Origin of the sequence: Dactylosporangium sp. McL0621, from assembly GCF_049995355.1 — a bacterium.
In the GTDB taxonomy this organism is placed as follows: Bacteria; Actinomycetota; Actinomycetes; order Mycobacteriales; family Micromonosporaceae; genus Dactylosporangium.
In genome coordinates this window covers 7,072,614-7,088,588 of record NZ_CP188259.1, presented here as the reverse complement: position 1 = coordinate 7,088,588, position 15,975 = coordinate 7,072,614, and the positions used below count along the sequence as shown (strand labels likewise).

General features: G+C 68.6%; 16 protein-coding genes. 8 read left to right on the top strand and 8 right to left on the bottom strand.

Annotated elements, in window-relative coordinates; all coding sequences use genetic code 11:
* Positions 1-537, top strand: a complete 537-nt coding sequence (locus ACPPVO_RS33455; RefSeq protein ID WP_426514743.1) for an anthrone oxygenase family protein — start codon at positions 1-3, stop codon at positions 535-537.
* 202 nt (positions 538-739) lie between these two features.
* Entirely contained in the window at positions 740-1,168 is a 429-nt protein-coding gene (locus tag ACPPVO_RS33450; RefSeq protein ID WP_426502532.1) for a hypothetical protein, read from the top strand.
* A 52-nt stretch (positions 1,169-1,220) separates the two neighbouring features.
* Here the strand turns inward: ACPPVO_RS33450 and ACPPVO_RS33445 are convergent.
* Positions 1,221-2,008, bottom strand: a protein-coding gene (locus ACPPVO_RS33445; RefSeq protein ID WP_426514666.1) for an IS5 family transposase whose coding sequence is annotated in 2 segments (ribosomal slippage) — positions 1,221-1,675 and positions 1,675-2,008 — 789 coding nt in all. Because the reading frame shifts where the segments join, the coding sequence is not laid out codon by codon here.
* Positions 2,009-2,202: 194 nt separating this feature from the next.
* Here ACPPVO_RS33445 and ACPPVO_RS33440 point away from each other — a divergent pair.
* The 3 genes from ACPPVO_RS33440 to ACPPVO_RS33430 all read left to right on the top strand — a co-directional run bounded on the left by ACPPVO_RS33440 (position 2,203) and on the right by ACPPVO_RS33430 (position 3,651).
* Entirely contained in the window at positions 2,203-2,544 is a 342-nt protein-coding gene (locus ACPPVO_RS33440) for a GDSL-type esterase/lipase family protein (RefSeq protein ID WP_426502531.1), read from the top strand.
* Positions 2,545-2,650: 106 nt separating this feature from the next.
* A complete protein-coding gene (locus tag ACPPVO_RS33435) occupies positions 2,651-3,160 on the top strand; it encodes a winged helix-turn-helix domain-containing protein (protein ID WP_426502512.1) in 510 nt (169 codons plus the stop codon).
* Complete coding sequence (locus ACPPVO_RS33430) at positions 3,061-3,651, top strand: IS630 family transposase (protein ID WP_426502513.1); 591 nt, start codon at positions 3,061-3,063, stop codon at positions 3,649-3,651. The genes ACPPVO_RS33435 and ACPPVO_RS33430 overlap by 100 nt, the downstream gene beginning before the upstream one ends.
* Before the next feature lie 25 nt (positions 3,652-3,676).
* Here ACPPVO_RS33430 and ACPPVO_RS33425 read toward each other — a convergent pair whose 3' ends face one another.
* Positions 3,677-5,137 carry an FAD-dependent oxidoreductase gene (locus tag ACPPVO_RS33425; RefSeq protein ID WP_426502530.1) on the bottom strand — a complete coding sequence of 487 codons (1,461 nt, stop codon included), beginning with the start codon at positions 5,135-5,137 and terminating at the stop codon, positions 3,677-3,679.
* A 598-nt stretch (positions 5,138-5,735) separates the two neighbouring features.
* Positions 5,736-6,443: an adenylate kinase family protein gene (locus tag ACPPVO_RS33420; protein WP_426502529.1), complete on the bottom strand. Its 708-nt coding sequence runs from the start codon at positions 6,441-6,443 to the stop codon at positions 5,736-5,738.
* A gap of 239 nt (positions 6,444-6,682) precedes the next feature.
* Here ACPPVO_RS33420 and tkt point away from each other — a divergent pair, with 239 nt between their 5' ends.
* The 3 genes from tkt (at position 6,683) to gnd (ending at position 11,069) form a co-directional block, all read left to right on the top strand.
* Complete coding sequence (gene tkt / locus ACPPVO_RS33415; protein ID WP_426502528.1) at positions 6,683-8,851, top strand: transketolase; 2,169 nt, start codon at positions 6,683-6,685, stop codon at positions 8,849-8,851.
* Between the two features lie 35 nt (positions 8,852-8,886).
* The gene (gene tal / locus ACPPVO_RS33410) at positions 8,887-9,960 is read left to right on the top strand and encodes a transaldolase (RefSeq protein WP_426502527.1); all 1,074 of its coding nucleotides are present in this window, start codon (positions 8,887-8,889) and stop codon (positions 9,958-9,960) included.
* A gap of 80 nt (positions 9,961-10,040) precedes the next feature.
* A complete protein-coding gene (gene gnd / locus ACPPVO_RS33405; protein ID WP_426502526.1) occupies positions 10,041-11,069 on the top strand; it encodes a phosphogluconate dehydrogenase (NAD(+)-dependent, decarboxylating) in 1,029 nt (342 codons plus the stop codon).
* Between the two features lie 135 nt (positions 11,070-11,204).
* Here the strand turns inward: gnd and zwf are convergent, their stop codons facing one another.
* From zwf to ACPPVO_RS33380, 5 genes are all read right to left on the bottom strand, one after another.
* On the bottom strand, positions 11,205-12,605 hold the full coding sequence (gene zwf / locus ACPPVO_RS33400) for a glucose-6-phosphate dehydrogenase (RefSeq protein WP_426502525.1): 1,401 nt from the start codon (positions 12,603-12,605) through the stop codon (positions 11,205-11,207).
* Positions 12,606-13,199: 594 nt separating this feature from the next.
* Positions 13,200-13,661 carry a DUF421 domain-containing protein gene (locus ACPPVO_RS33395; RefSeq protein WP_426502524.1) on the bottom strand — a complete coding sequence of 154 codons (462 nt, stop codon included), beginning with the start codon at positions 13,659-13,661 and terminating at the stop codon, positions 13,200-13,202.
* Positions 13,662-14,000: 339 nt separating this feature from the next.
* Positions 14,001-14,345, bottom strand: coding sequence for a DUF6401 family natural product biosynthesis protein (locus ACPPVO_RS33390; RefSeq protein WP_426502523.1), 345 nt, complete (start codon positions 14,343-14,345; stop codon positions 14,001-14,003).
* Between the two features lie 218 nt (positions 14,346-14,563).
* Positions 14,564-15,484 carry a mechanosensitive ion channel family protein gene (locus ACPPVO_RS33385; protein WP_426502522.1) on the bottom strand — a complete coding sequence of 307 codons (921 nt, stop codon included), beginning with the start codon at positions 15,482-15,484 and terminating at the stop codon, positions 14,564-14,566.
* A 50-nt stretch (positions 15,485-15,534) separates the two neighbouring features.
* A complete protein-coding gene (locus tag ACPPVO_RS33380; protein ID WP_426514934.1) occupies positions 15,535-15,927 on the bottom strand; it encodes a hypothetical protein in 393 nt (130 codons plus the stop codon).
* Between the last annotated feature and the right edge of the window lie 48 nt (positions 15,928-15,975).

The window sequence follows — 15,975 nt, the reverse complement described above, 5'->3', positions numbered from 1 at the left end:
ATGCCCGAGAGCGCCATCCTCAAGCTCCTGCGTGGGGCCGGCCTGCTGTTCACCGGACTTTTCTCGGGATTCCTGCTCGCGGTGCTCGTTCTCGAGACGTCGTTGCGGGGCTACGATGCCGCGGTCTACACGCAGGTGCGGCAGGTCGAGCTGGACTCGCTGGACACACTGGCGTCCGTCACGTTGATCCCGGCGCTGATCTGCACGGCGATCCTCGGCGTTTTTACGATCAGGGCCAGAGGCAACGACCGGTGGTTAGTGCTGGCGGCGCTCGTGATGCTCGCGCTGGTGTTCGTCACCTCGCTAACGGTCAACGTGCCAATCAACGGCGACCAAGCCGACTGGTCGGTGCAGGCTCCGCCCTCGGACTGGGCGAGCGTTCGTGACCGCTGGCAACTTGCACATGCAATCCGCACCGTCGCTGCAGTGCTGGCGTTCTGCTCGCTGACCGCGGCCGCACTCATCCGCATGGCCTGGCGTCGTACCGGCGTCGGAGCCGGCCGGATTTCCAACGGCAACCAGCGTGCTGCGTCCTAAGTTCGCCTCATAAGTTGGTGTAGGGCGGTGGGACGCCGAGGATCGGGCGTCCCACCGCCCCGCTGGTGCTGACCGATGAAGACCGCGCGACGTTGGTTCGCTGGTCGCGGCGGACGAAGTCGGCGCAGGTCCTGGCGATGCGCGCGAAGATGACTCTTGCGTGCGCTGAAGACGCGTCGAACACCGACGTTGCAACGGCGGCGTGCGCGGCTGGAGCGTCGGGGACGCAACGGTGGCGTTCCTGCCGCCGGCCACGCCCGGTGCGGCCGCCGAGTACGTCGCCGCGCCCGCCGCGGCGCTGGCCGCCGCCCCGCGCACGGTCGAGCTCGCCGACGCCGCGGCGCTGCCCTCGGTCGGGCTGGCGGCCTGGCAGGCGCTGTTCGAGCACGCCGGGCTGAAGACCGGGCAGAGCGTCCTCATCGACGGCGGGGGCTGCGCGGTGGGCGGCTACGCCGTCCAGCTCGCCGCACAGGCCGGTGCCACAGTGACCGCGATCGCCAGCGCGCGCAGCCATGACCGCGTCCGCTCCTCCGGCGCGGACCGGATCATCGACTACACCTCTGCCCTCGTCCCGCAGGCGCTGGCCGGGCAGCGGTTCGACGTGGTGCTGCACCTGGCACCGACCAGCTGAGGCTGAGCAGGTAGAAGCCAGGTTCTATGTCTTACAAGTCCTAACAGAATGATCACTTGATGAGTCGGCGGTAGCAGATGATGGAGCAGGCGAGGCTCATGAACGCTTCGTGGATGTCGTCGCGGATCTCCCAGCGGATGCGGAGGCGGCGGAACCAGTGCAGCAGCGCGACCGTCTGCTCGACCACCCAGCGGTGAACGCCCAGCCCGGAGCCGTGCTCGACGCCGCGGCGGGCGAAGTAGGGGGTGATGCCCTGATCGCGGACCCGGTCGCGGTAGATGTCGAAGTCGTAGGCCCGGTCGGCGTACAGGCTGTCGGGGCGTCGGCGGGGCCGGCCGCGTTTGCCACGTATCGGCGGGATGGCGTCGATCAACGGCAGGAGCTGCGTGACGTCGTGGCGGTTGCCGCCGGTCAGGCTGACGGCGAGTGGGATGCCCGCGCCGTCGGTGATGACGTGGTGTTTCGAGCCGGTCTTGGCGCGGTCGACCGGGCTCGGTCCGGTTTTGGGCCGCCCTTCAGGGCCCGCACATGCGAGCCGTCGATCACCGCCTTGGACCAGTCGAGCTTGTCCGCGGCGCGTAGCTCGGCCAGCAGGAGCTCGTGCAGACGTTGCCAGACCCCGGCCTCGTGCCACTCGGCCAGCCGCCGCCAGCAGGTCATCCCAGACCCGAAGCCCAACTCCTGCGGCAGGAACTCCCACGGGATCGCCGTGTACAGCACGAACAGAATCCCGCACAGCACCTGCCGGTCCGGCACCCGTTTCCGCCCGGGGTTACGCAACCGCCGCGGGTGCCGGGGCAACAGCGGCTCGATCCGCTCCCACAACCCGTCCGGCACCATCCATGGTGGCTGCTCGCCCTTCCGCACGGTCGACACTATAGATCATCGTCCACAAAGGACGGAAGTCCCTAGATCATTCTGTTAGGACTTGTTAGGCGTCGACGTGCTCACCCCGGACGACACCGCGATCGCCGTGGCGTTCGGCGACTCCTGGTTCGAAGGTCGGTTCCACGACCGGCGCGAACAACCGCTCTGTGGACTTCCTCAACCGGCGCCTCAAGCGGAGCTGGGTCGTCAACCAGGGCATCGCCGGAAACCGCCTCCTGCGCGACGAGGTCGGCGAGCACGGACTGGCGCGCTTCGACCGCGACGTTCTTTCGATTCCCGGCCTGACCCACGTCCTGGTGCACTTCGGCATCAACGACCTCGGCCTCGCCGGCATGTCCGGCGAGGCTCCCGTCACCGCCGACGCCCTCATCGAGGGCTTCAAAGCGCTGGCCCATCGCGCCCACAAGGCCGACCTGAAGATCCTCGCCGCCACCATCGGCCCTTCGCGGGCGTCGTCTACCCCGGGATTAAAGATCTTTCGGTATTGAGGTGAGTCGTTGCGGGCTGATCGTGTTGCCGGGTACGAGAATCGGTGGCATGTCGGTCTCTGCACAGCCGGCGGGTCGGCGTGGTGCCGCTCGTCTGGATGTTGATGTGTTGCGGCAGCGCCGGATTCGGGCGGCGGAGTTGTTCGAGGACGGCGCGCGGCAGGCCGATGTGGTGACGCAACTGGGGGTCTCTGCGCAGACCGCGTCGCGGTGGCATCGGGCGTGGCGGGCCGGCGGCCGGGAGGCCCTGACCGGCGCGCAGCGACTGGGGCGTACGCCGCGGCTGTCGGACGAGCAACTGTCCGAAGTGGAGTCGGCACTGCTGGCCGGGCCGAAGGCCAGCGGGTTCGGCACCGACCTGTGGACCCTCGCCCGGGTGGCGGACGTGATCGAACGGGTCACCAGCGTGCGGTACGGGCCGACGCAGACCTGGACAATCCTGCGGCAGCGCCTCGGCTGGACCCGGCAGCGCCCGGCCCGGCGGGCCGTCGAACGGGACGACGCAGCGATCGAAGCGTGGGTCAAGCAGGACTGGCCCAGGATCAAAAGGGGGCCCGGCGACGGGGAGCGTGGATCTGTTTCCAGGACGAGAGCGGCTTCTCGCTCCTGCCCGTAGTCCGCGGCACCTGGGCACCGCGCGGGCAGACACCCGTGTTGCGGCACCGGTTCTCCTGGTCGCGGATGTCCATGGCCGGTGTGCTGGCCTACCGGCCCGACCGCTCCCGGGCCAAGCTGATCTTCCAGACCAAACCCGGCAGCTACAACACCGAAAGCCTCATCACGTTCCTCACCCAGCTGCGCCGGCACCTGCGCGGCAAGCCGATCGTGCTGATCTGGGACGGGCTGTCCGCGCACCGGTCCAAGGACATGAAGGCATGGCTTGCCACCCAGCAGCACTGGCTGACCGTCGAAGCACTGCCCGGCTACGCCCACGACCTCAACCCCATGGAACTGGTCTGGGGCAACCTCAAAGCCACCGAACTGGCCAACCTGTGCCCCGACATCCTCAACGACGCCGACACCGCCGCCCACACCGGCCTGCACCGCATCGGCAGCAGCTACCAACTCTGCTTCAACTTCCTCGACCACACCGGCCTACGTCTCTGACCATCACTCAAATACCGAAAGATCTTTAGTGGGCCACAGCGACCCTTCCGGCGTGTTGCAGTGCGATCCGCTGGAAGACCTCGGCCTGTGTCGGGTAGCAGTGAACCGTGTTGGCCAGCGCCTCCAAGGGCATCTGGTTCGTGGTTGCCAGCGTAAGCTCGCTGATCATCTCACCGGCGTGCGCCGCCACAAGCGTCGCTCCTGCGATCTCGCTGCTGCCGCTACGCGTGTAGATCACCCCGAATCCGTCCTCCTCGCCGTCGATGAACGCCCGCTCCACCTTGGCCAGGTCAAGCCGGTAGGCGTCGATGGCGACACCTTCGTTGCGGGCTCGGCGCGGTGTCAGGCCCACCTCGGCCACCTCGGGATCGGTGTAGGTGCAGTGGGGAATGACGAGCTCCCGTGCCGGGCGACGCGCTCCATTCAGCGCGTTCGCGATACACAGCCGCGCTGTCGCAATGGCCGCGTGCGTGTACTTCTGCGGGAAGGTCGCATCGCCGGCGGCATAGATGTCGGGGTTGCTGGTGCACAGGTATGCATCGACCTCCACGCCGTCTCTGGCGACGTGTACCCCGGCCGCGTCCAGGTCCATGTGCTCCACGTTCGCCTTGCGGCCGGTAGCGAGCAGCAGCGCATCATAGGGCAGCTCGCGTGTCTCGTCGGGACCCTGCACCAGCAAACGCCCGGCGCCCGCCCGTACTGCCGTGAACCCCAGATGGAGCCTTATCCCTTCCTGCTCGAACCGGCGACGGATCAGCTCACCGACCTCCGGCTCATCATGGGGCAGCAGGGTCCTGGGGTGGCTGACCAGGTCCACCTCGCTGCCGAGACGGCGGAAGGCCTGGGCCAGCTCGCATCCCAGCGGACCGCTGCCGATGACGACCAGCCTGGCCGGCAGCTCGGTCAGTGAGAAGACGGTCTCGTTGGTCAGGTACTCGCCGGTCCGCAGTCCCTCGATGGGGGGCACCACCGGCTCCGACCCGGTGGCGATCACAGCCTTCCGAAATCGCAGCGTCCGGCCCTCCACCTCGACGGCATTCGGCGCGGTGAAGCGCGTGTGCCCGAGATAGACCTCCACCCCCGCTTGCTCGGCCACCTCGACCGCATCGCCTGAGCTGCTCAAGGAACGCATCCTGCGGACCCGATCCATGACCGACCCGAAATCAGCCTGGGGTGGGGCGTCGAGCCGAAATCCGAACTCGGCCCCGCGGCTCGCATCGTGTACCGCGCGTGCGCAGCGAATCAGCGCCTTGCTCGGCGTGCAGCCGAAGTTGACACAGGTACCCCCGGTCAGTCGCTGCTCAGTCATAGCGACGCGGTGCCCGCCTGCAGCGGCAGTCGTGGCGGCGGTGAGGCCGCCCGGTCCGCCGCCAAGCACCACCAAGTCGTAGTCACCACCGTCGCGGTTGACCCAGTCAGGTGGGTGGCCCTGGCGGATCGTCCGCTGGTTGTGAACGTCGTCGGGGTACAGCTCGATAGTCGTCATGGCGCATCATCCTCCGTGGGCCAGGTCGGTCTGCTCGAACGGCAGCGAGCCGACCGGTGGGGGTTGCGATCGGCCTCACCCGTCGAGCCTCTTGTACGACGTACGACAGTTACTTTCCGGGTGCATGGCCCGCAAACCCTTGGGCCTCACGTCCCCACACCAAGGGGCGCACGTGTCGTACTCACACCGGATGGCCTTTGCACACCTCGCTGACGGTGGCTCGGAGATGGCCGCTTGGTCGCCGAACGCGCCTGTCGGAGTCGCCTGCACGCCCTCGAGCAAACAAGGACGACTGAAGGAGCAGCTTCTCACACGACATCTCTCGTGGCATTGACGTACGGCGTCATCGCCGTGACCCGCTATCGCTGCCGCGGCAACACCATCGCGACCCCATGACCCCTCAGGTTCGGGCGGGCGGCCACGGGAAACGGTCCAGTGGCAACACCGGCACCGCGCCCGTGGCCGACCCCACCCCACCGAGGAGATCCTCGAATCACGTAGCAGGGCGGCGAGCGTCTGGGACCTCACCCGTTGACGGCAGCCGGAAAGTCGTGTCGGACGGGCGGACCTCCAATCCGTCACCCGAAAACCCTGCGCACTACGACAGGGCGGCTACCGGGTCCGCCACGGCGCCGTCGAACGGCACTGCCTCGACGCCGGCGGCCACGGGGCCGGAAACCGCGCGGTCGATGCTCGGAGTCGCCTCGACTACCTCCAGTGCCTCGAGGATTGTCGTGGTGACCTCGTCGGGGGTCCGCATCCCGTCGACGGAGAGCAGGATGCCGCGCGCGGCGTACCAGTCCAGGACCGGGCTCGTCAGCTCGTGGTAGAGCGCCAGCCGCCGACGGATCACGGGTTCTGTGTCGTCGCAACGGTGCTCGGTCGCGGCTCGTGCGAGCATCCGCCGGATCACCTCGTCGTCGTCGGCCCGCAGGTGTAGCGCGACCTCGGCGTCCATCCCGAGGTGCGCGGCCATCCGGGACGTCGCCCTCGCCTGCGCGGGCGTCCTCAGGTAGCCGTCGAGAACGTAGCCCACACCGGCGGACTTTGCCGCGAGGATCTCATGCCGGACCATTCTCAGCACGGTTTTGTCTGGCACGAGGGCCCCGCGGTCCAGGTGACGCCGCACGGCGCGGCCGAGGGCCGTGCCTCGTGCGACGTGGCTGCGCAGGAGGTCGCCGGTGGCGATGTGTGGAATGCTGCTTGCCGGGTGCGGCTCCGGGCATGAGTCATACGACTGCGTCCCCCGGTCATCGGGAATGGCTTCTGCGGGAAGCCCGTGGTACGTCAGGAAGCCGCGTGGCATTCTCAGACGACGGACGAGCCGGAGCGCACAACGCCGCTTCCGATGCAGTCACTTGATATCCGACGGACTGATCAACAGAACAAGCAGGGCGCATAGCCAGACCCGATTTCCGAGCCACACAGGCCGCGTTGCCGAAGCCGGCGGGTCGTCGACGATCCACGACCAGAGTCTGCGCAGCAGCTGCGCGTGTTGCGGACAGCATGACAATCGCTCGGTCCGGGTGAGTCTGTCGGGACCCTGTGGATGTTGGTTGGTTCGGAGGGCTGGTTGGTTTAGAACGGCTTGCGAGCACGGCTTGGGACGCCAACGCGCTACGCCAAGATCCACGATCCACGGAGGCCATGTTGACCGCCACGACCATCGATCTGGATACGCTGTCAATCAACACCATCCGCGGCCTGTGTATGGACGCGGTCCAGCGGGCGGAGTCGGGGCATCCGGGTACGCCGATGGGGATGGCGCCGGTCGCGTACACGCTGTGGCAGCGGTTCCTGCGCTTCGACCCGGCCGATCCGATCTGGCCGAACCGGGACCGATTCGTGCTGTCCGAGGGCCATGCGTCGGCGCTGCTCTGGTCGCTGTTGCACCTGAGCGGGGTGCGGGCGGTCGATCCGGATTATGAGGTGCTCGGCCGTCCCTCGGTCACCCTCGAGGACCTCAAGACGTTCCGGCAGCTGGACTCGCGCTGCCCGGGCCACCCCGAATACCGGTGGACCAGCGGGGTCGAGACGACTACCGGGCCGCTCGGTCAAGGCGTGGCGACCTCGGTGGGGATGGCCGTCGCCGGCCAGTGGCTGGCCGCCCGGTACAACCGCGACGGCTTCCGGCTCTTCGACTTCGACGTGTACGCCATCGCCGGGGACGGCGACATGATGGAAGGCATCTCCTCCGAGGCCGCCTCGTTCGCCGGCCACCAGCGGTTGTCGAACCTGTGCTGGATCTACGACTCGAACCGGGTGACCATCGAGGGCCACACCGACATCACATTCACCGAGGACGTGGCCGAGCGGTTCCTGGCATACGGCTGGAATGTCACGACCGTCGCGGACGCCAACGACCTCGACGCGGTGGAGCGGGCGCTGCACACGTTCCGGGCCGAAGACGAGCGCCCGACCCTGATCGTGGTGCACAGCCACATCGGGTACGGTTCGCCGGTCGAAGACACCGCGCAAGCGCACGGAGAGCCGCTCGGCGCGCAGGCGGTACGCGAGACCAAGCGGTTCCTCGGCCTGCCCGAGGACGACGACTTCCACGTCTCAGACGAGGTGTACGACTGGTTCGCGCGAGGTATCGGCGCGCGCGGCAGCGCGGCGCGGGACGCGTGGCGATCGAGCTTCGAGGAGTACCGCAGCAAGTATCCACAGATGGCCGACGAGATCGAGCGGATGCAGCGACGGGAACTCCCGGACGGCTGGCAGGACGCGCTGCCGACGTTCCCGGCCGATGCGAAGGGGCTCGCCACCCGTGCCTCCTCCGGTCAGGTGCTCAACGCACTCGCGCAGGCGGTGCCCTGGCTGTTGGGGGGCGCGGCCGACCTCGCCCCGTCCACCCGAACGCGGCTCGAGTTCCCCGGCACCGGCGACTTCCAGCCCGACGACCGGCTCGGACGCAACTTCCACCTCGGTATCCGCGAGCACGCGGCGGCGGCGATCGCCAACGGGATGGCCCTGACCAAGCTTCGCCCGTACTGGGCGACATTCCTGATCTTCTCCGACTACGCCCGCCCGGCGATCCGGCTCTCGGCGTTGATGGAGATCCCCACGGTGCACATCTTCACCCACGACTCCATCGGGGTCGGCGAGGACGGGCCGACCCATCAGCCCGTCGAACAGCTCGCCTCGCTGCGGGCCACGCCGGGCCTGTTGGTGTTCCGCCCCGCCGACGCGAACGAGGTGACCGAGACCTGGCGGATCGTCGCCGGACTACGGCACGAACCCGCGGCCCTCGTGCTCACCCGTCAGCCACTGCCCACCCTCGACCGGACCCGGCTGGCCGCCGCGTCGGGGGTCGCCCAGGGCGGATACGTACTGGCCGACGCGGACTCCGGCGAGCCGGACGTCATCCTGCTGGCCACCGGCTCGGAGGTCGCACTCGCGCTCGCAGCACGCGACGAACTCGCCCGCGACGGCATCGCCGCCCGGGTGGTCAGCCTGCCGTGCTGGGAGCTGTTCGACCGGCAGCCACGCCAGTACCGCGACCAGGTGCTGCCGCCGGCGGTACAGGCCCGGGTCGGGATCGAGCAGGCGTCCACGCTCGGCTGGCACCGGTATGTCGGCGAGACCGGCGCAGTTGTCGGCATGCATACGTTCGGCGCCTCCGCGCCGCTCAAACACCTCCTGCGCAAGTTCGGCTTCACGCCCGAACACATCTCGCAAGCGGCCCGCGACCAGGTGGCCGCCAGCACTTGACCGACACGGCGACCGCAGACCACCGAGGAGGCGACGTGAAGGCGACCCAGATCCTGCACGAGCACGGGCAGAGCCTGTGGCTGGACAACATCACTCGCGGCATGCTCGACTCCGGCCAGATCCAGTACTACATCGACCGGTACTCGGTCACCGGCCTCACCTCGAACCCGTCAATCTTCGACAAGGCCGTCGAGTCCGGCGACTACGACGACGCGATCCGCGCGAAGGGCACCACCGGGCTCTCCGCCGAGGAGCTGTTCTTCGACCTGGCGATCGAAGACCTGCGGCGGGCCGCGGACGAGTTTCTGCGTGTGCACGAGCAGACCGACGGCGTGGATGGCTGGGTGTCGCTGGAGGTCTCGCCGCTACTCGCCTACGACACACAGGCGACCATCGAGGCCGCCAAGACGCTGCACGCGCGAGCCGCACGACCCAACCTGCTGATCAAGATTCCCGGTACCGCAGAGGGCCTGCCCGCGATCACCGAGTGCGTCGCGTCCGGCGTACCGGTGAACGTCACGCTGCTGTTCTCGCCCGAGCAGTACGAGGCGGCCGCGGACGCCTACCTGACCGGCGTCGAACGCCGACTCGAGCAGCAGCTCGATCCCGCGGTCGGGTCGGTCGCCTCGGTCTTCATGTCCCGCTGGGACGCCGCCGTCGCCACCCGCGTGCCCGAGGAGCTGAAGGAGCAGCTCGGCCTCGCGGTCGGCCTCGCCACCTACCGGGCGTACCGCCGGCTCATGGACTCCGACCGGGTGCAGCGCGTGCAGAACTCCGGCGGGCGCGTCCAACGGCTGCTGTGGGCCAGCACCAGGACCAAGGACCCCGCGGCCTCCGACACGCTCTACGTGCACGGGCTCGCCGCCCCGTTCACGATCAACACCATGCCCGACGTGACGTTGCAGGCGTTCTACGACCACGGCGAGGTCGGGGAGCCGATGGCCGCCGACGGCGACGACTGCGACGCGATGCTGGCCCGCTTCGGCGACGCCGGCGTCGACGTGGCCGAACTCGCCGCAAAGCTGCAGGCTGACGGAGCGAAGTCGTTCGTCGCCGCCTGGAACGACCTGATCGAACGGATCTCCAGGCAACGCGCCGCGGTCGCCTGATGTGTGGACGACCTGCCGAGGGAACGTGCACGTTCGAACGGCGCGAGGACCTGCGAGGCGCCGCTTGAGGGGGAATCGCAATGACTACGCAGACACCCATGCAGGTCGGCATGGTCGGCCTGGGGCGGATGGGCGCAAACCTGGTCCGCCGACTCATACAGGACGGCCACCGGTGCGTCGGGTACGCCCTCACTGAGAGCACCGTGCAGCAGCTCTCCAACGAGGGCATGACCGGCGCGACCTCGCTCGCGGATCTGGTGGCCAAACTCGACAGGCCGCGCGCGGTCTGGCTGATGGTGCCGGCCGCGGCCGTGCAGTCCACGCTTGACCAGCTGATCACGCTGCTCGACCCGGACGACGTGGTGATCGACGGCGGCAACTCGTACTACCGCGACGACATCACTCGCGCCCGGCAGCTCGCCGAGCACCGGATCCACTATCTGGACTGCGGTACGTCGGGCGGGGTGTGGGGTCTGGAACGCGGCTACTGCCTGATGATCGGCGGCGAGGAGGCGCCGGTCAGGCGGCTCGACCCGATCTTCAAAACCATCGCCCCGGGCCGTGGCAGCGCGGAGCTCACGCCGAACCGGACCCGTGACGGGACCGCCCCCGAGGGGTACCTGCACTGCGGTCCCAGCGGCGCCGGTCACTTCGTGAAGATGGTCCACAACGGCGTCGAGTACGGGATGATGGCCGCCATCGGCGAGGGCCTTTCGATCGTCAGGCACGCGAACGCGGGCAAGACCACCCGTCTCGCCGACGCCGAGACCGCGCCGCTGCGCGACCCGGAGGCCTACCAGTACGACATCGACATCGCCGAGGTCGCCGAGCTGTGGCGGCGTGGGTCCGTCGTCGGATCGTGGCTGGTCGACCTCACCGCCGACGCGCTGGCCCGCTCACCCGAGCTGGACGACTTCACTGGGCGGGTGTCGGACTCCGGCGAGGGCCGCTGGACCGTCCAGGCCGCGATCGACGAGAGCGTGCCCGCTCCGGTCATCACCACGGCGCTCGTCGAGCGGTTCGAGTCACGCGGGCTCGGCGAGTTCACCGACAAGGTGCTTTCCGCGATGCGCAGCGAGTTCGGCGGCCACGCGGAAAAGCACGGCTGACACGAGTCCAACGTACGAGAGTTTGGGCCATGGCGTCCGCGGCCCAGGGCAACGGCACGATGCCATGGGCGCGCCGAGCACTGAGACCAAAACGTGCGCGGCGCGTCCACACCCACCCACGGCGGATGGGTGGTGTCATGGGCTGTCTGGCAGGTACCAGTGGTGCGGCGCGATGAGCCGGTCGATGGAGTCCGGGCCCCACGATCCCGGCGCGTACGCCTCTACGGGTGGTGGACTGTCCAGCAGCGGCGCGGACACCTCCCAGAGCCGCTCGATGCCGTCAGCGCGGGTGAACAGCGACTGGTCGCCCAGCAGGGCTTCGAGGATGAGTCGCTCGTACCCCGCCAGCGCGTACTGCGTGCAGAACGAGTCGGCGTACCGGAACGTCATGGTCGCCTCGCCGAGTCGCAGGGCGGCGCCGGGCTCCTTGGCCTGGAAACGGGCCGCGATCCAGCCCGGGTCGTCGAACTCGATCACCAGCTTGTTGCTGGGCGTCGCATCGCGCGTATCCCGATCCAGCGGGAACATCCGCAGGGGCGGCTCCTTGAACCCGAGCGTGACCACTTGTCGCTTCTGCCGGAGCGCCTTGCCGGAGCGCAGGTAGAACGGCACCCCTGACCAGCGCCAGTTGTCCACCTCGACGCGCGCGGCGAGAAACGTCTCGGTCTGCGACTGCGGGTCGACGCCGGGCTCGTCGCGGTAGCCGCGGAACTGGCCGCGTACTACCCGGCCGGGGTCCAGCAGTGGCATCGCCTCGAAGACCTTGGTCGTCTCGTCGCGCAGGTGCTTGGCCGTCAGCGACGTGGGCGGCTCCATCGCCACGAACCCCAGCACCTGGAACAGGTGGGTGACGATCATGTCGCGGAACGTGCCGGTCTGTTCGAAGAACGCGGCCCGGCCCTCGATCCCGAGCGTTTCCGGCACATCGATCTGTACATAGCTGATGTGGTCGCGGTTCCAGATCGGTTCGAACAGCCCGTTGGCGAACCGCAGGGCGAGGATGTTGTCGACCGACTCCTTGCCGAGGAAATGGTCGATGCGGAACACCTGGGACTCGTCGAAGGTGGCGTGGATGGTGTCGTTGAGCGCACGTGCCGACGCCAGATCCGTGCCGAACGGCTTCTCGACGATGATCCGGGCGTTTTTGGCGAGATCCGTCTCGGCGAGCATGCCGATCGTGGGCGCGAAGGCGATCGGCGGCACGGCCAGGTGATACAAACGGCGCGGGTGACCGCCGAGCGCCTTCTCGGCCGCGTCCACCGCGTCGAGCAGCGGTTGCGGCTGCGCCGGCGTCGCGGCGCCGTAGGACAGCGAGTCGGCGAACGCACGCCACTCCTCGTCGGTCGGCTCCACCTTCCCGAACTCGACCACAGCGCGCCTGGCGCGCTCGCGGAACTCGTCGTCGGTCAGCGTGGACCTCGCCGAGCCGACGATGCGATACCTGGTCGGCAGCAGGCCCGCCTTTGCCAGGCGGAACAGCCCGGGGAGTAACTCGCGTCCGGCGAGATCCCCCGTGGCGCCGAACAGCACGATCACGTGATCGTCGCAGGGCGAGCCGTTACCCTCCCACCGCGGCGTAACGGATTCCCTGGTACCGGAGCCGGGCGCTCCGTGCCGAACGCTCATGATTTCGGGTCACTCCAACCGTTCCAGGTGTTACCTGTGTCACCTGGCCGGTACCCGCCTCGGCGGGTCATACACCGATGACCGCGCCGGTGGAGTTGGGCACCTCGGGAGATCATGTAGCCGCCTCGCGAGACTCTGTCGCCTCTTTGGGAGACCATGTCCCGGCTCGGCCGTGGCGTACCTGGTGCCGGCACCTGCCCGTCGTCGGCTTACGATCCGGTGCGTTTCGTCGTCGCCTCGCACCGAACATGCCGCATGGGAGTTGGGCCTGCCCGTCGAGGCCTTCGGCGGCGTCAGCCAGCTCGAGCATCTCCAACCCGGTTCGGCGTAACGCCGGCGATGGCACGCAGTACGGCGGGTCGATGGTGGCAAACCGCGGCGACCGGGTTGCCGGGATGTTGGCGATGGTTGGGGGCACCGCTCCCGGACGACCGGATCGTCAGGTCGTCGCCGACGGCGAGCGCATCGCTCGTCGAAGCCGGCGGGCCGGCGCCCCTCTGCGATTCATGACAGGTCACGCAGGAGTTCGGTGTCGGTGGTGGCGTTGCGGCGCACGATCGACACCTGGCCTCGTTGTTCGAACACGACGAACCGTATCGAGGCGAGCTCGTCCACGCCGTGCTCGCGCAACAGGCCGTACAGGTCCCGGCGGGTCAGGCCGCTGCGGCGAAGCCCGTCGTCGAGTACCTTGCCGTCGGCGACCAGCAGACGCGGCGGGTGGTCGATCAGCTTGGCGAACAGCGGCCGGTAGCGCAGCCGGGCGGTAATCCGGTGGGCGAGCAGGACCGTGATCAGGGTCGCTGCGCCGGCAAGGTAGCCGGCGTCATGCGCGTTGGGAACCCGACCGACGATGGCTCCGGCGGCGACGGCCGCGACGAAGTCGAACGCCGACATCTCGGTCAGGGTCCGACGTTCACCGAGGCGGAAACAGGCCACGGCGGTGGCGTAAAGCAGCAGGGCCTTCACCGCGACCCACCACACATCGTGCGCAGATCCGAACACTCTCAACACGGTCCTCGCTACCCGATCCGACCACACGACAAACGCCGCACGGCCGCCGGGGTGGCCGCCCAGCATCCGACCAGGGGGCGCGTATCAAAGGGGCTCGTGTGTTCGGCCGGCTCTCGGTGACCAGCGTGCCGTCGGCGTCGTTGGGGCCCGTCAACGCGTCCCAGTCGCCTGGCCCAGGGCGGCCAGCGATGTAGCCGTCGCCGATCCGGCAGGCGAGATCGAGCGCTTTCGTCCGAAGCTGAGACGTACACGTGCCCCGGCGCGGCCAGGAGTGCAGACGCGCTGCTTCTGCCTCTACGCCATGGCGCTGCCGGCCAAGCCGCACAGCGCGATGAGTCGGACCGTAACGCCGTCCGCGCCGACCCAGCCCGCCAGATCGTGCTGCGGCTGCCATCCGCGGTCGGTCGCCCCGTCAAGGAGTCCGTCGGCGTAGCTGGCCAACGCTGCGAGCGTCGGCCGACGGCCGCGGATGCCGAGCAAATCCCGTACTTCGGCTGCGTGCTGGTCGACCCGTGCCGATAGGCCGGGAATCACAGCTGCCGCCGCGAGGCCGGCGGTGCCGATCCGTCGGTGGAGGCGATCGAGCAGCATCTGCACGGTCACGCGGTCGGCGCCCAGGTTTGAGGTGGGAATGCTCATGAAGTACGACCATAGAGCGGCCGTACCGGGGCGAAAAGGCTGCAACCCTCCCTTTACCCGCATCATGACCGTTCGGATACCGACCGGCTGGCCGACCGGGCGAGTCCGGGACGATCCGCCGGACCCGGCAGGCCTGCGGGACTGCCGGGTTGCCGCTCACGGACGGCGGTGACACGGCCGGGGAGGGTCGCAACCACCGCGGCGGTCGAGTACCCGCGCTACCGGGTCGTCGGAGGCCGTTGACCGGTCTGCGGAGACACGGCTCGCGTGTCCTCGTCAGCTGCGGACGGTGGGGACGGCGGGCGGGTGGCACGCTGGCCGACGGACTGGTCGCGGTACGCCGAAGAGGCTTGCTGGTCGGCGGCGACCGGCGTTGCGGCGGGCTGTGGCTTTTCTGCCATCAGCCGCTCGGCGTCGCTCTGGCCGGCCGTGTACGCCCTCGGGATTTCGGAGCGGCGGGCCGACTCTGTCTCCGCCCGGTCCAGCCACCTGTCCCACCGCGCCTGCATCGGCTTCACCAGGCCGCCGCCGACGCCGACGATCAAGATGCCGGCCACGGTGGCGAGAACTGCGATCAGGACGGGGGTCGTGACAGTGGTCGCCACCCCGATCTGGTTGAGCGCGGCGATGACGCCGATACCGAGGATGAACACGGAGGCGATGTTCGCCACGGCGCGGCCGTAGGAGAATCCCCCCAGCGCTGTGGACACGAGGTCTCTCACCGCGGAGGCGATCGCCGCGGCGACCACGACGATCAGGATCGCGACGAAGAGCCGCGGCAGCCAGGCGATCACAGCTGTGATGAGCGTGGAAACCGCATTCGGGCCCCAAATGTCGAACGCTATTCGCAGCGTGATCAACAGCACCGCGTAGAAGACGAGCTGTCCGACGATGCCGGAGGCGTTGTAGCGGGAGCGCGCGAGGGCTGTCTTGAGACCGCCGCGTTCCACGAGCCGGTCGAAGCCGACGCGCTCCAGCAATCTGTCGACCGCCGTGCGCAGCAGGCGAGCCACCAGGTACCCGATGATCAGGACGACGATGAACGCGATCGCCCGAGGAAGGAAGGCAGCCGCGGACCGAAGCGTGTTGCTGAACGGGCTGACGATGTCCACGCTCCGCACGGCAAGGTATTGGGACATCTTGACTCCTCATTTGTGGCCAGTGACTGGATCAAGCGGCAGATACCCGATCAATCACCCGAAAACCACAAATCACCACACCAGCCCATCACCGGGAGCACCCGAAACCGCAGCACCCCCGACGTGTCGTGGTGATCGCCGAGCGCCGATCGACGCCGAGGTGACCCGAACACCGCCGGCTGCTGACGCAGCACGGCCAGGTCGCTGATGCCCTGCCCGCCATCGGCGAGCACCACCGCCATATCGACAGCGACGCTGTGGGGTGCCAATCGCACCGCCGGATGGCCGATACCGAGACCCCGGATGACGGCGGTCCTGGACGAACTCCACCTGACCGAGTTGGTCACCTCGATCCCGGCCTGTCCGCGATCGGCGCGGCCGCGATCCTCGCCGAGACCGGCGATCCGAACCGGTTCGCGTCCGCGCGGGCGCTCGTCAAACAACGTCGGCCTGGTACCCCGGGAGAAGCTCTCCGGCACACTCATCGGCCG

What these genes read in the sequence shown, in the direction of transcription:
- ACPPVO_RS33455 (WP_426514743.1), top strand. Translation starts at nt 1, where the DNA reads ATGCCCGAGAGCGCCATCCTCAAGCTCCTGCGTGGGGCCGGCCTGCTG.
- ACPPVO_RS33425 (WP_426502530.1), bottom strand. Translation starts at nt 5,137, where the DNA reads ATGACGACTATCGAGCTGTACCCCGACGACGTTCACAACCAGCGGACG.
- ACPPVO_RS33420 (WP_426502529.1), bottom strand. Translation starts at nt 6,443, where the DNA reads ATGCCACGCGGCTTCCTGACGTACCACGGGCTTCCCGCAGAAGCCATT.
- gnd (WP_426502526.1), top strand. Translation starts at nt 10,041, where the DNA reads ATGACTACGCAGACACCCATGCAGGTCGGCATGGTCGGCCTGGGGCGG.
- ACPPVO_RS33390 (WP_426502523.1), bottom strand. Translation starts at nt 14,345, where the DNA reads ATGAGCATTCCCACCTCAAACCTGGGCGCCGACCGCGTGACCGTGCAG.
- ACPPVO_RS33385 (WP_426502522.1), bottom strand. Translation starts at nt 15,484, where the DNA reads ATGTCCCAATACCTTGCCGTGCGGAGCGTGGACATCGTCAGCCCGTTC.